Raw genomic sequence first — 16,393 nt, 5'->3', positions numbered from 1 at the left:
ATCTCGCGGGCCACCGCACCATGGTTCTGTGTAGGGCTACTGGGGTTTAGGCGAAAGCGGAGATCCCGGTCATGGAGCGACCAATGATCAGTGCCTGTACCGTCTCGGTGCCCTCATAGGTGTGGATGGCCTCAATGTCGGCAATGTGCCGAGCCACGCCGTGCTTGAGGAGGATGCCGTTGCCCGCGAGCAGATCGCGGGCGTTGGTCAAGGGTAGGATCTAGGTCCTCATCCGTCTACTTTCCCCGGCCGGACGCCCGCGAGCTGTCACAGAGGATCTGGCCTCTTTCGGTCGGGTCCCTATGCGCAGGTGCGCGCCGAAAAACGGGGCCGGTACCCCAAGCGCGCGTGGCCCGAGGACCCGGGGACTGCCCTCGGACGCAAAACGCTAAGAGGCAGATGGGTAAGCGGGTGGGAACGTCGTCCTTTGGCGGCCGTCAAGAACCAACGACTACTGCAAGGAATCCTTATGGCACTGCGGACAAATGTAAACAGCGAACGGTGTGTTGCGCGGAAGGCTGTGGCTCGTGGATCGGGATAGTTCATGAAGCGGAGGCGGGGATCTTCCCGCACGCAGTGCAGGAAGACCCCGTTCTAAGAATCCTCCCGCGGGTTGGACTCTTTGGTGTGAAGGAGCCATGCTCCTTCGGTGGGGGGCGGCTAGCTTGGGGATATCCGCACTCCCGATGCGGATTCGGGGCTTGGGGGCAACCTTATCCGCCTCTTAACCGTATTCATTTAATGGGTAGATTTTCAATTCGAAATCGTAACGTTGCCGTAACAGTGATTTTGATTGAGTAAGAAAAATAAGAAACGATGGAACATTTGTAGCAAAATATTTTTTGGCACGTTAAAAAGAATTTTTTGAACAATTTTTCCTGCCGAAGATATTTGGTGGAGTCCAACGGTTGGTCTCACAACCAAAAATGGTGCGGTGGCCAGCGGGATATCATCTCGCGGGCCACCGCACCATGGTTCTGTGTAGGGCTACTTGGGTTTAGGCGAAGGCGGAGATCCCGGTGATGGAGCGACCAATGATCAGTGCCTGTACCGTCTCGGTGCCCTCATAGGTGTGGATGGCCTCAATATCGGCAATGTGCCGCGCCACGCGGTGCTTGAGCAGGATGCCGTTGCCGCCGAGTAGGTCGCGGGCGTTCGAGGCGATACCGCGCGCCAAGCGGGTGCAGGTGAACTTTGCCAGCGATGCCTGGACCGGGGTCAGCGTTCCGGCTTCTTCGCGGCGGGTGGCCTGCATGACGCTCAGCTGCATGGTGGCGAGCTCCGAGTGCATACGCGTCAGACGTTCCTGCACAATCTGGCTGGCCGCCAGCGGGCGGCCGAACTGGATGCGCTGGGCGGCATATTGCACGGCGCTCTCATAGCAGGCGGTGGCGTGACCGACCGCGGACCAGGCGACACCCAGGCGGGTGGCAAAGAGGACCTTGGAGGTGTCCTTGAAGCTATTGGCTTCGGGTAAAACGTGAGAATCCGGGACAAAAACATTGTCCATGCGGATGTGTGCCTGCCAGATGGCGCGCAGTGAGAGCTTGCCCTCGATCGTGGTGCCGGTGTAACCCTCCCACTCCTGCTGCACAATGAAGCCGCGGACCTTCTTCTCCTCATCGCGTGCCCACACGATGGTGATGCCACCGACCGAGCCGTTGCCGATCCACTTCTTTTCGCCACTGATCCGGTACCCGCCGGCAACCCGCACCGCGCGGGTCTCTAGGGACACCGAATCGGAGCCATGGGTGGGTTCGGTCAGCGCAAAGGCTCCGAGCACCTCGGCGTTGGCCAGCTTCGGGCCCCACTCGGCGATCTGTTCGGGGGAGCCGCACTCGGTGATCGAGCGCAGGGCCAACCCTGCCTGTACGGCGGCGATGGTTCCCACCGATCCGTCGGCGCGAGAGAGTTCCATGTTCACCAGTCCGGCGGCCAGCACGCTCATGGGGGCGTAACCCTCCAGGGTGAGGCCGTCGCGCAGCAGATCTAGCTCGCCCAGTCGCTTCGCCAGCTCGAGTGGGTAGTCGGCCTTGTCCCAGTATCCGTCGATGACCGGGCGGACCTCATGGAGGCCGAAGGCGCGGGCGCGGTCCCAGTAGGCGCGATCCGCGTCATTGATGTCCTCAAAGAGGCCTGCGGGATCAACATCCACCTCGCCCCAGAGTTCGTACTCCGGTTCAATGACACCGGCGGGAAACTCGATGCTCGACTCGGCTGCAATGTTCATGGCGCGGTGGTGACCTTTCGTGGACTGTGATGATGAGCTAGATCACCAAGCATACTGGAACGCAGTGTCAGGTCAAGGCACTGCGTTTCATTGGCCTTGTTGGGCCAGCCATTCGTCTTTGAGCAACGCGTAAGAATAGCCATCCATCCATCGGCCATCACGGTGCAGAACTCCTGAGACCAGATGCGCCTCCCGGCGCATCCTGATCCGTTCCATGAGCTTCCAGGAGGGAACATTGGCGCTGAAACACCGCGCCCGAACGCGGCGCAGGCCCAGTTCTTCAAAACCCAGACGTAGTACCGCCGACACCGCCTCGCTGGCCAAGCCGCGACCGGAACATGCCGGATTCAACGACCACCCAAGTTCGGCCTCGACTCCGCTCGCAGCCTTCCTCGATTCGGTTTGCGACCAGGCATCCTGACGGCGAATCACCACCTCACCCACCACGTCGCCGGATAACTCCACCACGAGGCGCTCACGCAGATGCTCCGGCTCTCGAAACGACCGAAGGTATTCGGCGTAGTCATCCCAGAGGCTGGTCACCCAGCGCGAATTCTCCGGCAGCTTGCGGTAGCCCCACGTTGCCCGGGCATCAGCGACGGTGGCCGGGCGCAGCACCAGACGTGGTGTGCTCAGCGGCCAGCAGGGCACCTCGCGCAGCGATGGTGCCACGCGGGACTCAAGCTCGGGCATTGTCCAGAGCATCGCGCACCTGCGCGAGCACCGCCTCGGTGTCTGGTGCACCGCCAGCGATCGTGATGACCACGGTGGTGGGCTCCGGGGTCGGTGCCGATTCCTGGGGTTCAAGCACCGGGGCATAGAGCGCACCGAGCGCGTTGAGCTCACGCTCCAACTCCGGACGCCTGGCCTCCTCGGGATGGCGCAACCAACGGCGCAGGTGGTCATTGTGCACAGCGACCACGCCGGAGGCGAAGGCTATACACATGGCCCGTCCATGCGTCAGTGAATAGAGGCCGCGATCGCGCAGGTGGTTACGGAAGACCCGCTCGTACCGGTGGATGGAGACCAGCTCGCGATCACGCAACGAGGGGACATCGAGCAGCAGTCGGTGCCGCAGCTCGGCGGCCTCGGGGCGCGCGGTGTGCTGATCAAAAACAGTCAGCCCGGCATTCACCAGTGAGCGCACGGGACCGGCCGAAGAAGTAGCCAACACCGTTTCCAGATGGTGAATGATGGTCTCCATATCGGCGAAGACCATTTCCTCCTTTGATCCAAAGCGCCTGAAGAAGGTAGACCGCGAAATGCCGGCCGCCTGTGCCAAGGCATCCACACTCGTGGCATCAAAGCCCTTTTCAACCAACAAACGCAGCGCGGCATCGGGAACCGCGGAGGAGGTAATCATGAACGCGAATTTAGCACGAGCAGCCAGCGCAATGCCTGCCGATGACGCCAATAGCAGCAGAATGTGGCCAAGCCAATGCCGCCTGCCTTGCAGATAGTTGGCAGCCGCCACACCGGGGAGACCCTAGCCTTGGTGAAGTTCCAAACCATAGGGTGGGGGTATACATCAAAATTTTCACCACCCAACGACCAGGAGAATCACCCATGGGCCTGAACATCGCCAACGTAGCACTACGACTCGTCGCGGGTGCCTATATCCTCAACAGCGGCATCGGCAAGCTGCGCCTTCCGGCCGAATCGGCCGAGGGCCTGCAGTCCATGACCGCCAACGCCATCCCGCAGGTTAACAAGGTTGAACCGGCACTCTTCGGCAAGGCACTTGCCGCCGGGGAAATCGCCGTGGGATCGGCCCTGCTCACCCCGTTCATCCCCTCACGCCTGGCCGGCCTGGGTCTTGGTGCCTTCGCCGCGGGTCTGGTCGCCACCTACCTCAAGACTCCGGGGATGACCGAGTCCGACGGCATCCGTCCCACTCCCAACGGAGTGGCCATGGCCAAGGACTTCTGGCTTGCCGGTATCGCCGTGGCCTTGGTCTTTGGTCGAGGCAAGACCAAGACCAAAATCAAGGAAGTTGCCGTCAAGAAGTAAGTAAAACGCCCCCGGTGCCTGCCGTGGGGCAAACGCCGGGGGCGCGGGCAAGAACCTAGAAACCTTAGTTCTTGTGCGCGCCCTTGCGGAACATCAGCGCCACCAGGGCTGCGGCCATGGCCACGATGCCCGGAAGCAGCAGTGCCTGGCCCAGAGCCAGCGAGAAGGCGTGATGCAGGAATTCCGGGACTGCCGCGCCACCGCCCATTTCCGACGATCCCACACCGCTAGGTGCACCAGCGGAACCGGCGGCCATCGAGGCCACGGCCTTTTCGGATTCAACGGCGATACGCGACTCCATCATCAGCGCAATCAGCGCCGAACCCAGTACCGCACCGACCTGACGGGTGGTGTTGTAGACGCCCGATCCCGCTCCGGCATCCGCCTGGCCCAGACCACGCGTGGCGGCCAGCGAGACCGAGGGCCAGATCATGGCCGAACCCACGCCCATAATTACCGGCGGCAGCAGCAATAGCCAGATGGGGGTGTCCTCGCGCAGGATCAGACCGTACACGGTGATGCCCGCGCCAAAGAGGAAGAATCCCGGGACGGCAAAGTACTTGGCTTCAAACTTGGCAATGTTCTTGCCCACCAGCGGGGCCAGCACACCGGCGATGACCGCCATGGGGGCCAGCATCAGAGCGGAGACGGTGGGGCTCATGCCGCGGACCGACTGCAGGTAGAGCACCATGGGGAAGCTCATGGCGGTGATGGCCAAACCCATGAACGCAATGGCGATGTTGCCGAGTGAAAAGTTGTGGTCCTTGAACAGGCGCAGCGGCACCAATGGTGCCGCTCGCGTGGCACTCTGCCACCAGATAAAGACCCCCAGCAATACCAGGCCACCAATGATCAGGTGCCAGGAACCAATCGGGCCAATAAACGGGCCCCATTCATGTGCGTTACCCTCTTGAATGCCAAAGACTAGGGCGAACATGGCAGCGGCACTGAGGATGACTCCCAGCCAATCAAAGGACGTGGAGTGGCGTTCGAGTTCCGGTGCCTTAAGCAGCACCCGCCAGATGGCGATGATGCCCACGGGAACGTTGACGAAGAAGATCCATTCCCAGCCGAGGGTGTCAACAAAGATGCCGCCGAGAATCGGACCCACCAGAGTGGCGATACCGGCCACCGCACCCCAGACGCCCATGGCCGCGCCGCGGCGGGCATAGGGGAACATGCGGGTAATGAAGGTCATGGTTTGCGGGCTCATCATCGAGGCACCCAGGCCCTGGACCACTCGCGCAATGATCAGCGTGGTGATGTCCCCGGAGAGTCCACACCACAGCGAGGCCAAGGTGAAAATTACCAGGCCAATCACGTAGATGGTGCGCGGGCCAAATCGATCGCCCAGACGGCCGGTGATCAGCAGCGGCACCGCAAAGGCCAGCAGATAGGCGCTGTTGACCCAGATAACACCGTTGATGTCGGTGTCCAGTCCGTTCATGATCGCCGGCATCGCCGTGGAGACAATGGTGGAATCCACCAGGATCATGAAGAAGCCGATCACGAGCGCCCAGAGGGCACCCCAGGCTTGCTTGTCTTTTGTTGTTTCGGCCGTCGCCTTGTTCACACTCACCGCACGAGCCTACGCTCATCCACCACCGCTGGGAGGGCTCCTGAGCGCAAGCTCACAGCGGTGGTGGGGGAAGAGCCAGCTGACCGGCTTTACGGCAGGATGACGGTGCCATCGATGCAGGTCATCGAGTGCCCGGCAATCCAGATTCCGTCGGCGTCCGAATCCACCTGCACGATCGCGGCACGCCCCACGCGAGTTCCCTGACGCACGGTATAGGACGAGGGGGCTAACCCGGAACCGGTGAGCCAGGCACCAAAGCCGGCATTCAGTGACCCGGTCGCCGGATCCTCTTGCAATCCCTCGCCGGGGCAGAAGGCCCGAACCTCGTAATCGGCCGGTGCTCCGGTGACCACATTGCGGAAGCGCTGGGAACGTTGCACATCCGCCTCGGAGACCGGGCGCAATTCCTCACGGGCTCCGGCCGGACGCTGCTGGTGAACCATCGGGTCATAGGAGGTCGATTGCTTCGCACCGACGGTGTGTGCTCCGATCACGCCGATTTCGAGCCCGGCCAGCGCCACAAAGTCAGGTTCCAGGGACAGGACCAGCTCCGCGTCACGCAACAGCAACCCGGCCCAGTTCGGCCCGTTAACCAACCACTGGTGGGCCAGCACATCATCACGAGTGATGCCCAGTCCGGCTAGCGCCCAGTCGAGCACGTCCTCTTCCAGCTCACCGGTGCGCATCAAGGGTGGGGCCTTAAAGGCCAGCGACTCCGGATCTTGTGGGTGCTCGCCCGGTACGCGGCGGATCTCAATGAGCCCGGCCCCGCATTCCTGGATCAGCGCCTCGGGGTTTTTGGGTACACCGCCGGCCTCGAGCCACGCGTGGGCGGCTCCCAGCGTGGGGTGCCCGGCGAAGGGCAGCTCGGTGGTGGTGGTGAAAATGCGGGCCCGGTAGTCGGCGTCCGGGTGGGTGGCGGGCAACAGGAAAACCGTCTCCGCAAGGTTCGTCCAGTTGGCGAAAGCCAGCAGCTGGGCGTCGCTGAGGTCTTCGCCGTCAAGGACCACGGCCAGACCGTTACCGGTGTAGGGGGAGGAGGAAAAGACATCCACTTGCTTGTATGGGCGCGCAATACTCATAAATGAATCGTGACACAAAGACCGCGCGGAGGGGGAGGATGACGTGGTTTTGTCATCCAACCGCCTCCGCGCGATCCATTCGCCTCTGGTCTACCTACCAACGGTGGGCCACATCGATCACCAGACGACTGGTTCCGTCGGTTCCAGTGAGCACAAAGGTGCGGAACGGCAACCTGGCCCGGACCCCGACTCCGAAGGAGCTCTGTCCCTCAAAGCTGCCCAGGAAGGCCACCTGCCTCAAGGTGGTGTAGCCGGAGACGTCCCTGACGTTGAGCCGATTGCTCGGGTTGTACGTGGGGGTTCCGGAGGAATTGTAGGCCGGAGCCCGCACAATCACGCGCAAATCAGCTGCGCCGGCTAGCGGTACCAATTTGCCCTGACCCTCGGTGTACACGGCGCTGACATACCGCACGTCGTAGCCCTTCACCTTGCCCTTGAGGTCAATGACCACCCGGTCGAAGCAGTCGTGTCGTCCGGTGCGCAGATTGGTGATGGTGGCGCTGGAGTAGCCGGCGACCGAGTCGGCAACCGATCCCCAGGTAATACCGCAATACGGAGCGGTGAGAGCGGTGGCGGTGGCAGCCGGTGAAACCGGGCTGAGGCCAAGTGATGCGACAAGCAGTGCGCCGGCAACCCCGGCGCCGATACGGGTTTTCATGATGTGCCTCTGAAGTGGTGTGGTGTTGCGAGTGGAAGGGGTGACGGATTCAGCATGCGCGCGGGCTAAATGGTGCGGCAAGGGGGTATGCGTACACTCCACGTCATTGCAATGCACAGGAGATATATAGGCGAATCAGCAACTGCGGAGGGCGGAGGCACATCTTGATGTGACACCCTTGTTGATATGCAGATTTTTGCCTCTTCAACATTGGACGACACCGTCAGCGACGTTGTTCAGAACACAGATGTATTACCCGAGATGCTGAAGCCATGGGTAGTTATTGCGATCGGGTTACTCGCCGCAGTGCTGCTCACCGTGGTGCTGGGCTTCATTATTAACCGGATGCTGCACCGCGTTCCGGGGCTAGCCCCGGAACGCCGGATGCGGCGGATGCCGTTGGCCCTCACCCTGGTTTTTGCTTTCACCAAGGTCACCGTGGCGGCGTCCTTTGCCGCGCACCCCTGGGTGAACATCTGGCAATTTGTGCTGCTGTTGGGATTGATCTGTTCCATCGCCTGGCTGCTGATTGTCATCATGGGCATCTTCGAAGAGATTGTGCTGGCCAAGTACCGCGAGGATGAGGGCAATCCGCGACGTCTGGCCAAGATCCAGACGCAGGTCGGATTGCTGCGCCGGGTAGCCACCGCACTGGTCATCACCCTGGCGGTGGCCGGAGCCTTGCTCACAATTCCCGAGGTCAGGGCGTTGGGCGCCGGTCTGTTGGCCTCCGCCGGCCTGATCTCCGTGGTGGCCGCACTGGCCGTCCAATCCACGCTGGCCAATGTTTTTGCCGGTTTGCAGATCGCCTTCACCGACGCCATCCGTGTCAATGACACCGTGGTGGTGGAGACCCAGCGCGGGGCCATTGAGGAAATCACTCTCACCTACGTGGTGGTGCTCTTGCTGGATGGTCGCCGGCTGATTATTCCCTCGACCTACTTCACCACCACTCCATTTGAGAACTGGTCGCGGCGCAGCAATGAGATCAGTGGGACGGTGTTGCTGGACTTGAACTGGAACGCACCCATCGAGCACCTGCGCACCCGTACCGAACAGCTGTTGGCCTCCACTGATTTGTGGGACGGACGCACCGGCGACTTGAACGTTACAGATGCCATCGGTGGCATCCTCAAGGTCACGATTGCGGTATCCGCGCGCAATCCGGGGGACCTCTACGATCTGCGCAACTTCATCCGCGAACACCTGATCTCCGAGCTGCGCCGGGATCACCCCGAGGCACTGCCCAAGCCGTTGGCTCCCGGGACTGCCCCGGCGGCCTAGCCCCGAACGGATTTAGAGGTACAGGGCCGCCGGTCCGTAGTCCTCGCGAGCGCGGGCCGCGGCGGTGCGCTCGCGCAGGATTGCCACCATCGCATCGGCCTTGACGATCAGATCGCTGATCTCCGCATCATCGCGATCCACCCAGCGGGTCAGCGGCTCATCGTGGGTGGGCACAAAATCTTTATGTGGTTCCCAGACAAAGAGGGTGCGTTGCGCTCCCAAGACGTATTGCTGCCAAAACATCTGACGCAGGTAATTCCGCGGAATCGTTTTGAACGGCTTATTGGTGGTTTTGATTTCCGCCAATTCCACGTGTCCGCCGGCACGGATGCCCAATCCATCGGGGGTGGCCAGGTGGATGTGATTCTCCGCCGCATGGAACAGCTGGCTGGAGGGCAAAATGTCAAAGTTTTCTTGCACCCACGCGGCGATCACCGGTTCGCGGGCCCGCCCATGGTCGGTATAGGGATTCCCGCCGAAGCCCGAGCCGTGGAGCTTGTCCCAGGCCGCTGAGGCGATCGACTTCGGGGTGGATAGCTTGGCCACGTCGGTGGCGGTGATGCCCTGCGAACGGGCCCGGAGCCACGCGATGCGATTGGAAGAATCGGCAACGATGCGTTGCAGGCAGGCTGCGTGGGCTGGCTCAACGGGGGAGGGGATCACCTGACCCATTGTTCACAATAAAACTCACCACCGCGAACCCACTCATCGTCGCCCCGCTGGCGCACCGGCCCGAAAACGGTCCGGAGCGATCGCTCGATCCCACGTCAGGCCGGACAATTCCCTAGTCGAGGGCGAGTGCTGCGGCCGCTAGAAGCTGGGGAACGCTGGGCACACCGGTGGCGCGGAACACTTCGGTGCCGCCCCGGCTGACCACCAGGGTCGGGGTCGAGGTGATGCCCGCGGTCTCGGCTTCCTCCAGATGTGAGAGCACATCCACCTCAATGACCTGGGCGGCGGGTAGTAGCGCCCGGGCCTGACCGAGGACGGAGCGGGCACGCACACACGGTGCGCAGAAGGCTGAGGTGTAAAGAACGAGTTCCATCACCGTGCTTCAACCACCCCGGGGCCCGGGACATTCCCGCGCTTCCCGGCACCAGCGCCCGGGCGGGCTCCACCCTGGGTAGGAGAGTGAAGGCTGCGAGATCATCATCTGCTCCGATGCCGCAGGCCATGGGATTTGACAAGCTTGTTGCATGATCGAAGCTCATCCCGCCTCCGGGAACACTCTTAACACCCACCCCGTGCTCAGTGCCCGGGACCTACGCCGCGCCTATGGATCTACCTTGGCGCTAGATGGCGTGAACCTGGATATCCGTGCCGGAGAATCCGTGGCCATCATGGGCCCCTCGGGTTCGGGAAAATCCACCCTGTTACACACCCTGGCGGGTATTGAACGGCCCGACTTCGGTTCGGTACTCCTGAGCACCTCCGCAGCTACGCCGCGGGATATTGCCACGCTGGGAGAAAAGGAACGCTCAAAACTCCGCCGCGAATCCTTCGGCTTTGTTTTTCAGTCGGGGCTGCTGATCCCCGAACTCACCGCGGTGGAAAACGTGATGATGGCGCTGATGATTAATGGCGTACCGCGCGCTGCCGCACAGGAACAAGCCATACCGTGGCTCGGCGCACTGGGTCTGGGTGGTATGGAGGAGCGGCGCATTGGCCAGCTCTCCGGCGGCCAGGCGCAACGTGTGGCGATTGCCCGTGCCCAGGTGACCGGCGCGCAGGTGACCTTCGCCGATGAACCCACCGGTGCCCTCGACTCGGCAACCGGTGCCGAGGTTTTGAGTATCCTGCTGAATTCCACCGTGGGGCGCGGGAACACCTTGATCATGGTCACGCACGACGCGGATGTTGCCGCCCAATGCGATCGCGTCATCCACCTGCGGGATGGACGCATTCTGGCCCAAGCGGCATCCACACCGGGTGCCTCGACCCAGCGGTCCGCTGCGGGAGACACGAACTAATGCGCACTCTTTCTTTGGCCTGGCTTCTGGGCAAACCCAGCCGCGGGCGCCGTGGCCCACTGTTACTTACGGCGGGGGCCTACACGCTGGTCTGTGCCCTGGTCCTCATCGTCACCGCCGGAGCGCTGTCCTTCGATCGTGTGCAGAACGAGCTGACGGGGATGTACCAAGTGCTCGCCGCGCTGGCGGTGGTCTTGCTGGTGGTGCCCCTAGCGGTGCTCGGCGCCGCAGCGGCCCGCCTCTCGGCCCGCAGCCAAGACACTCGTCTGTCCACCGTGCGCCTGCTCGGCGGAACACCGGGGCTGGTCGTGGGCATCACCATGCTCGAATCCGCGGCCACGGCGCTCGCCGGAGCACTGGGCGGCGTGCTGCTTTATGCCGCAATGGCACCGGCTGTGGGGCTGGTGCACTTTCAGGGATCGGCCATCGGATCGGCGATGTGGTTAGATCCGCGCATCATCGCCCTGGTCATTGCCGGCGTGGTGCTGGTCGCCGCGCTCTCCGGTGCGGTGGGACTGCGCAAAATCATTGTCTCCCCACTGGGCGTACGCAACCGCACCGTGACGCCGAAACCGCGCTGGATCCGCGCGGTGGTGGTACTGGGGCTCATCATTTGCATCTCGCTGGTCTTCTCCGTGATCGGTTCCGTGGCATCCCTGGCCATCATGGTGGGTGTTCTGCTCACCGGGTTTGCCATGGGAATCGGTGCGCTGAATCTGGTGGGACCGTGGGCGGTGGCGCTGATTGGCAAGGCCAAGCTGAAGAAGGCGAAGTCGCCGGCGCAGTTACTTGCCGCGCGCATGATCCTAGAAAACCCGGCCCAGGCCTGGCGACAGGTCTCGGGTATCGCCATGACCGCATTTGTGGCGGTGGTCGGTGGCAGCGGAGCGGCACTGATGAACTCCACCGGCACCGGGATGGATCCGAATTCTCCTGACGCACTTCTGGCAACCGATGTGATGACCGGTGTGCTGCTGACCATCGCGGTTTCCTTCATCTCGGTGGCGTGCTCCACCGCCATTACCCAGGCGGCGGCAACCTTAGACCGAGCTGACCTCTACGCCGGATTGCACAAACTCGGCATGGAACCAGCGGTCATGGAGAGCGCCCGCGTCGGTTCGGTCATGGCCCCGGTCATTGGCATGGGCATTGGCTCGATCATCGTCAGTGCCGCACTCGTCTTCCCGCTGGCGGGCATGGCCATCATCTTTGCCCCACTATCGGTGGCCGTGATCCTGGTGACGCTGGTGGTCGGTGTGCTGGCGGTGCGCGGCGCGGTGGCCATGACTCCCGTGAGTCAAACGTTGGCTCACTAGAGGCAATCGGCGGTGCCACAGACGGCTGCGAACACCGGCCGACCGCGGCAGAAGCGGTGAAAGGCAGACAATAAGTAGTTTTACGTCACAAAGGGCAAGTGAGTGTGGTTCCCATCACGCTTACTCGCCCTTGTGGCGCCCGCTGTATCCACGGCGGTCGGCAGCGCCTACGCCGCGTATATACGGGTCAGTGGTGGTCAGGGCCGCAAAGTTTCACCGCCCCGAGTCCTTGTTGGGGGCCGATGTGGGCCGCCATAGCGTCCGCAGGCTAGGACATGTTTCATTGGTTTAATCGAGTAAGGCTAGGCTAAGCTACCGGAAGAACTTGAAAGATAAACGGTGTCCCCAATGACTGTGGGCATCGCACCACGGTTAGGAAATCATGTCTTCTCTGAAATTGCGTCTTGGCGTACTCATCGGTGCAGCTGCTCTCACATTGACTGCTTGCGGTTCCACGAGTGAGGCTCCGACGGAAAATGCCGCGGCTGCCGGTTCCACCATCACCGTGGAAGACAACAACGGTGAGCAGAGCATTAATCTGCCGTTGAAATCCGTCGTTGCTACCGACAACCGCACCTTTGAGACCCTGGCCGACTGGGACGTGAAGCTGAGCGCCGGCGCCGTGGCACTGATGCCCGGTACCTCCAAGTACAAGAAGGATGCCGGCATCATCGACTTGGGCAGCCACAAGGAGCCCAACCTTGAAGCAGTGGTCGCCGTGGAGCCGGATCTGATCATCAATGGTCAGCGCTTCGCTCAGTTCCACGATAAGTTCACCACGTTGGCCCCCAACGCCACCGTCCTGGAACTGGACCCGCGCGAGGATCAGCCGTTGGACGCCGAACTGAAGCGTCAGACCACCGCCCTGGGTGAGGTCTTCGGCAAGCAGACCGAAGCCAAGAAGCTCAATGATGAGCTCGACGCCGCCATCTCCCGCGCCAAGGCAGCCTACAAGCCCGGCGAAAAGGTCATGGCAGTGATCACTTCCGGTGGCGAGATCGGTTACGCCGCACCCTCCAACGGTCGCACGCTCGGCCCCGTCTTTGACATCTTGGGTCTGACCCCGGCCCTTGAGGTCAAGGACTCCTCGGAAGATCACCAGGGTGATGACATCTCCGTGGAGGCCATCGCCAGCTCCAACCCGGACTGGATCCTGGCCATGGACCGCGACGCTGCCGTCAGCGCCGATGATCCGAGCTACGAGCCGGCCAATGAACTGCTGGACAGCTCCGAGGCACTGAAGAACGTGACCGCCTCGAAGAACGGCAACATCGTGTACATGCCGGCCGATACCTACACCAACGAGGGCATTCAGACCTACACCGAGTTCTTCAACTCCGTGGCTGATGCGTTTGAAGGCAAGTAACAATTTCCAACGATAGTTGAGCGGAAAAGTGGTGGTTTTGCCTCGCGGAGGCATAATCCACCACTTTTCTGCGTCCGGAGACGACGTGAAATGACGAACAAGACATGAGCACGACCACGCTGCGCGCAGCCTCCAAGGGCAGGCTCTTTGAACCCAAATTGATCATCGGCATCGTGGTGGTGGCCGTCCTTTTGGTCATCTCCTTGTTTACCGGTGTGTATGACATCTTTGGTGCCCAGGACGGCGGGGAAATGTTCGCCATCACCCGTATTCCGCGCACCATCGCGCTGGTCTTGGCCGGTGCGGCGATGGCCATGAGCGGACTGGTCATGCAGCTGCTGACGCAAAACCGTTTTGTGGAACCCACCACCACCGGAACCACCGAATGGGCGGGCCTGGGCCTGCTGCTGGTGATGATCGTTAACCCCGGCGCGGATCTGCTGACGAAGATGACCTTCGCGATTCTGGCCGCGTTCATCGGCACCATGGTCTTCTTCCTCTTCCTGCGCCGCGTCTCGCTCAAGGCTTCGCTCACCGTGCCGATCGTGGGCATCATGCTCGGCTCCGTGGTGGGTGCCATCTCCACCTTCATCGCCCTGCAAACCAATATGCTCCAGTCCCTGGGGATTTGGTTCGCCGGCTCCTTCACCTCGATCCTGCGCGGCCAGTATGAGGTGCTGTGGATCGTGGCAATCGTCGCTGTGGCCATCTTCCTGGTAGCCGACCGCTTCACCGTGGCGGGATTGGGCGAGGAAATCGCGACCAACGTCGGACTGAACTACAAACAGGTGATGTTCCTGGGCACCGGGCTGATCGCCATTGCCACCGGTGTTGTCACCGTGGTGGTGGGCAACCTACCGTTCCTGGGCTTGATCGTGCCCAACATCGTCTCCATGTTCCGCGGCGATGACTTGCGCGGGAACCTCCCATGGGTGGTGCTGCTGGGCGTAGGCATCGTGACGGTGTGCGATCTGGTGGGCCGCACCATCATCATGCCCTTCGAGGTTCCGGTCTCGTTGATCCTCGGCGTGCTGGGCGCGGTCGTGTTCATTGCTCTACTTCTAAGGCAGCGTCGAAATGGCTGAATCAACGATCACCGCACCGCGCACCACCCCCAAGCTTCGGCCCGGAAGCAGGCGTTCCTCCGGGCCACTGCCCAGTAAAAAAGTGGGTAAACGCTACTGGATCGTGCTGTCCATCCTCATCGTCTTGTCCCTGGGCTTCGGCTTCGGGCTACTGGCCTGGGATAACCCGATGCCTCCGGGATCCCGTGGCTTCTGGCTGATCGCGCAGATGAGGGCCAGCAATGTGCTGGTCATGCTGGTGGTGGCTTTCTGCCAGGCCATTGCCACCGTCAGCTTCCAAACCGTGACGAATAACCGCATCATCACCCCCTCCATCATGGGTTTTGAATCCCTGTATGTTGCGGTACAGACCGCCGCGGTCTTCCTGCTGGGAGCCGCCGGCGTGGTGGCGATCCAGGGGGTGGGGCAATTTGTGCTCCAGGTGCTGATCATGGTCGCCCTCTCGGTGGCACTCTACGGGTGGCTACTCTCGGGCAAATACGGCAACATCCAGATCATGCTGCTGGTGGGCATCATCATCGGTGCCGGGTTGGGTTCGGTCTCTACCTTCATGCAGCGCCTACTTTCCCCGAGCGAATTCGACGTACTCACCGCCCGACTCTTCGGCTCGGTGGCCAACGCCGACCCCTCCTACTTCCCAATTGCCATCCCACTGTGCCTACTGGCCGGCACCGGGCTGATCCTCAATGCCCGACGCCTGAACGTGGTGTCCCTGGGCAAGGAGACCAGCATCAATCTCGGGATCAATCATCGCCGCGAGGTCATGAAGACCCTGCTGCTGGTCTCGATCCTGATGGCCGTCTCCACCGCGCTGATCGGCCCGATGACCTTCCTTGGCTTCCTGGTGGCCACCCTGGCCTACCAACTCGCCGACACCTACGATCACCGCTACATTTTCCCCGTGGCGGTGTTGACCGGTTTTGTCATCCTGTCCGGCGCCTACTTCATCATGAAAAACCTGTTCTACGCCCAGGGCGTGGTCTCGATCATCATCGAGGTCATCGGCGGCACCGTCTTCCTCATCTTCATCCTGCGAAAGGGTCGCTTGTGATCACCCTCGAAAACGTCCACAAGAAATACAGCAACGACGTCGCCATTGGCCCGGTCAGCATCAGCATCCCCGCCGGTGGGATCACCGCGCTGGTGGGTCCCAACGGCGCCGGAAAATCCACGCTGCTGACCATGGTCGGGCGGTTGATGGGCATCGATGAGGGCACCATCTCGATTTCCGGCTTTGACGTGGCGTCCACCGCCTCCAAAGATTTGGCCAAGATCGTCTCGATCCTGCGTCAGGAAAACCACTTTGTCACCCGCTTAACCGTGCGGCAGCTGGTGGGCTTCGGCCGTTTCCCACATTCCAAGGGCCGGCTGAGCGCGGAGGATGAGCTGATCGTTTCGCGCTCCATCGACTTCCTGGATCTCGGTGCGCTGGAGGGAAGATACCTCGACGAACTTTCCGGTGGACAGCGGCAGCGCGCCTACGTGGCGATGGTGCTGGCCCAGGATACCGAGTACGTGCTGCTCGATGAGCCGCTAAACAACCTGGATATGGCGCACTCGGTGCAGATGATGGCGCACCTGCGCCGGGCCGCTGAGGAGCTGGGCCGCACCATCGTGATTGTGCTGCACGATATCAATTTTGCCGGCCACTATGCCGATCACATCTGCGCGGTGAAGAACGGCAAGGTCGTTGAGTTTGGCACCCCGGCGGAGATCATGCGCGACGATGTCCTGACCCGGGTCTTTGAGACCCCTGTGACGGTCATTGACGGCCCGCGCGGCCCGCTCGCCGTTTACTACTAAACGCTGCTCC

The 16,393-nt window shown here is 61.9% G+C and carries 16 protein-coding genes and 2 pseudogenes; 9 read left to right on the top strand and 9 right to left on the bottom strand.

Features of this window, described 5'->3' with window-relative positions; translation table 11 throughout:
* Positions 1–46 precede the first annotated feature (46 nt).
* Positions 47–205: pseudogene (locus KUF55_RS18830) on the bottom strand (acyl-CoA dehydrogenase family protein); the annotation flags it as partial.
* A gap of 19 nt (positions 206–224) precedes the next feature.
* Here KUF55_RS18830 and KUF55_RS19085 point away from each other — a divergent pair.
* Positions 225–373 (top strand): annotated as a pseudogene (locus tag KUF55_RS19085) (ATP-dependent helicase C-terminal domain-containing protein); the annotation flags it as partial.
* A gap of 624 nt (positions 374–997) precedes the next feature.
* On the opposite strand, the gene KUF55_RS14235 reads toward KUF55_RS19085, so the two are convergent.
* From KUF55_RS14235 to KUF55_RS14225, 3 genes are all read right to left on the bottom strand, one after another.
* Entirely contained in the window at positions 998–2,230 is a 1,233-nt protein-coding gene (locus tag KUF55_RS14235) for an acyl-CoA dehydrogenase family protein (protein ID WP_132359372.1), read from the bottom strand.
* An 87-nt stretch (positions 2,231–2,317) separates the two neighbouring features.
* Complete coding sequence (locus KUF55_RS14230) at positions 2,318–2,923, bottom strand: GNAT family N-acetyltransferase (protein ID WP_218817001.1); 606 nt, start codon at positions 2,921–2,923, stop codon at positions 2,318–2,320.
* Complete coding sequence (locus KUF55_RS14225) at positions 2,910–3,704, bottom strand: TetR family transcriptional regulator (RefSeq protein WP_218817000.1); 795 nt, start codon at positions 3,702–3,704, stop codon at positions 2,910–2,912. Before KUF55_RS14225 ends, KUF55_RS14230 begins: the two co-directional genes overlap by 14 nt.
* Before the next feature lie 92 nt (positions 3,705–3,796).
* Between KUF55_RS14225 and KUF55_RS14220 the strand changes: the two genes are divergently transcribed.
* A complete protein-coding gene (locus tag KUF55_RS14220; RefSeq protein ID WP_210149154.1) occupies positions 3,797–4,240 on the top strand; it encodes a DoxX family membrane protein in 444 nt (147 codons plus the stop codon).
* A gap of 64 nt (positions 4,241–4,304) precedes the next feature.
* Here KUF55_RS14220 and KUF55_RS14215 read toward each other — a convergent pair whose 3' ends face one another.
* From KUF55_RS14215 to KUF55_RS14205, 3 genes are all read right to left on the bottom strand, one after another.
* Complete coding sequence (locus KUF55_RS14215; protein WP_218818810.1) at positions 4,305–5,735, bottom strand: DHA2 family efflux MFS transporter permease subunit; 1,431 nt, start codon at positions 5,733–5,735, stop codon at positions 4,305–4,307.
* Between the two features lie 173 nt (positions 5,736–5,908).
* Positions 5,909–6,901 carry a PhzF family phenazine biosynthesis protein gene (locus tag KUF55_RS14210; protein WP_168150345.1) on the bottom strand — a complete coding sequence of 331 codons (993 nt, stop codon included), beginning with the start codon at positions 6,899–6,901 and terminating at the stop codon, positions 5,909–5,911.
* 94 nt (positions 6,902–6,995) lie between these two features.
* The gene (locus KUF55_RS14205; RefSeq protein WP_132359362.1) at positions 6,996–7,559 is read right to left on the bottom strand and encodes a hypothetical protein; all 564 of its coding nucleotides are present in this window, start codon (positions 7,557–7,559) and stop codon (positions 6,996–6,998) included.
* A gap of 186 nt (positions 7,560–7,745) precedes the next feature.
* Between KUF55_RS14205 and KUF55_RS14200 the strand changes: the two genes are divergently transcribed.
* Positions 7,746–8,843, top strand: coding sequence for a mechanosensitive ion channel family protein (locus KUF55_RS14200; protein WP_132359360.1), 1,098 nt, complete (start codon positions 7,746–7,748; stop codon positions 8,841–8,843).
* A gap of 12 nt (positions 8,844–8,855) precedes the next feature.
* On the opposite strand, the gene KUF55_RS14195 is transcribed toward KUF55_RS14200, so the two are convergent.
* Both KUF55_RS14195 and KUF55_RS14190 read right to left on the bottom strand, forming a co-directional pair.
* Positions 8,856–9,515: a YqaJ viral recombinase family protein gene (locus KUF55_RS14195; protein ID WP_132359358.1), complete on the bottom strand. Its 660-nt coding sequence runs from the start codon at positions 9,513–9,515 to the stop codon at positions 8,856–8,858.
* Between the two features lie 112 nt (positions 9,516–9,627).
* Positions 9,628–9,888 carry a co-chaperone YbbN gene (locus tag KUF55_RS14190; RefSeq protein WP_218816999.1) on the bottom strand — a complete coding sequence of 87 codons (261 nt, stop codon included), beginning with the start codon at positions 9,886–9,888 and terminating at the stop codon, positions 9,628–9,630.
* 151 nt (positions 9,889–10,039) lie between these two features.
* Between KUF55_RS14190 and KUF55_RS14185 the strand changes: the two genes are divergently transcribed.
* The 6 genes from KUF55_RS14185 to KUF55_RS14160 all read left to right on the top strand — a co-directional run bounded on the left by KUF55_RS14185 (position 10,040) and on the right by KUF55_RS14160 (position 16,383).
* Positions 10,040–10,813, top strand: a complete 774-nt coding sequence (locus KUF55_RS14185; RefSeq protein ID WP_218816998.1) for an ABC transporter ATP-binding protein — start codon at positions 10,040–10,042, stop codon at positions 10,811–10,813.
* Positions 10,813–12,129 carry a permease gene (locus KUF55_RS14180; protein ID WP_218816997.1) on the top strand — a complete coding sequence of 439 codons (1,317 nt, stop codon included), beginning with the start codon at positions 10,813–10,815 and terminating at the stop codon, positions 12,127–12,129. The genes KUF55_RS14185 and KUF55_RS14180 overlap by 1 nt, the downstream gene beginning before the upstream one ends.
* 382 nt (positions 12,130–12,511) lie before the next feature.
* Positions 12,512–13,495 carry a siderophore ABC transporter substrate-binding protein gene (locus KUF55_RS14175; RefSeq protein WP_218816996.1) on the top strand — a complete coding sequence of 328 codons (984 nt, stop codon included), beginning with the start codon at positions 12,512–12,514 and terminating at the stop codon, positions 13,493–13,495.
* Positions 13,496–13,599: 104 nt separating this feature from the next.
* Complete coding sequence (locus KUF55_RS14170; protein WP_218816995.1) at positions 13,600–14,580, top strand: ABC transporter permease; 981 nt, start codon at positions 13,600–13,602, stop codon at positions 14,578–14,580.
* Positions 14,573–15,631 (top strand): iron chelate uptake ABC transporter family permease subunit, encoded by a 1,059-nt coding sequence (locus KUF55_RS14165; RefSeq protein ID WP_218816994.1) that lies wholly within the window; start codon positions 14,573–14,575, stop codon positions 15,629–15,631. The genes KUF55_RS14170 and KUF55_RS14165 overlap by 8 nt, the downstream gene beginning before the upstream one ends.
* The gene (locus tag KUF55_RS14160; protein ID WP_218816993.1) at positions 15,628–16,383 is read left to right on the top strand and encodes an ABC transporter ATP-binding protein; all 756 of its coding nucleotides are present in this window, start codon (positions 15,628–15,630) and stop codon (positions 16,381–16,383) included. Before KUF55_RS14165 ends, KUF55_RS14160 begins: the two co-directional genes overlap by 4 nt.
* The last annotated feature ends 10 nt before the right edge of the window (positions 16,384–16,393 follow it).

This window comes from Paeniglutamicibacter sp. Y32M11, from assembly GCF_019285735.1.
Classification (GTDB): domain Bacteria; phylum Actinomycetota; class Actinomycetes; order Actinomycetales; family Micrococcaceae; genus Paeniglutamicibacter.
The sequence above is the reverse complement of the archived record's forward strand: the minus strand, read 5'-3'. Positions and strand labels throughout refer to the sequence as shown.

Excerpts from the sequence above, each read along its gene's own strand:
- KUF55_RS14235 (WP_132359372.1), bottom strand. The coding sequence starts at position 2,230 with ATGAACATTGCAGCCGAGTCGAGCATCGAGTTTCCCGCCGGTGTCATT.
- KUF55_RS14230 (WP_218817001.1), bottom strand. The coding sequence starts at position 2,923 with ATGCCCGAGCTTGAGTCCCGCGTGGCACCATCGCTGCGCGAGGTGCCC.
- KUF55_RS14220 (WP_210149154.1), top strand. The coding sequence starts at position 3,797 with ATGGGCCTGAACATCGCCAACGTAGCACTACGACTCGTCGCGGGTGCC.
- KUF55_RS14215 (WP_218818810.1), bottom strand. The coding sequence starts at position 5,735 with ATGATCCTGGTGGATTCCACCATTGTCTCCACGGCGATGCCGGCGATC.
- KUF55_RS14210 (WP_168150345.1), bottom strand. The coding sequence starts at position 6,901 with ATGAGTATTGCGCGCCCATACAAGCAAGTGGATGTCTTTTCCTCCTCC.
- KUF55_RS14205 (WP_132359362.1), bottom strand. The coding sequence starts at position 7,559 with ATGAAAACCCGTATCGGCGCCGGGGTTGCCGGCGCACTGCTTGTCGCA.
- KUF55_RS14200 (WP_132359360.1), top strand. The coding sequence starts at position 7,746 with ATGCAGATTTTTGCCTCTTCAACATTGGACGACACCGTCAGCGACGTT.
- KUF55_RS14195 (WP_132359358.1), bottom strand. The coding sequence starts at position 9,515 with ATGGGTCAGGTGATCCCCTCCCCCGTTGAGCCAGCCCACGCAGCCTGC.
- KUF55_RS14190 (WP_218816999.1), bottom strand. The coding sequence starts at position 9,888 with ATGGAACTCGTTCTTTACACCTCAGCCTTCTGCGCACCGTGTGTGCGT.
- KUF55_RS14185 (WP_218816998.1), top strand. The coding sequence starts at position 10,040 with ATGATCGAAGCTCATCCCGCCTCCGGGAACACTCTTAACACCCACCCC.
- KUF55_RS14180 (WP_218816997.1), top strand. The coding sequence starts at position 10,813 with ATGCGCACTCTTTCTTTGGCCTGGCTTCTGGGCAAACCCAGCCGCGGG.
- KUF55_RS14175 (WP_218816996.1), top strand. The coding sequence starts at position 12,512 with ATGTCTTCTCTGAAATTGCGTCTTGGCGTACTCATCGGTGCAGCTGCT.
- KUF55_RS14170 (WP_218816995.1), top strand. The coding sequence starts at position 13,600 with ATGAGCACGACCACGCTGCGCGCAGCCTCCAAGGGCAGGCTCTTTGAA.
- KUF55_RS14165 (WP_218816994.1), top strand. The coding sequence starts at position 14,573 with ATGGCTGAATCAACGATCACCGCACCGCGCACCACCCCCAAGCTTCGG.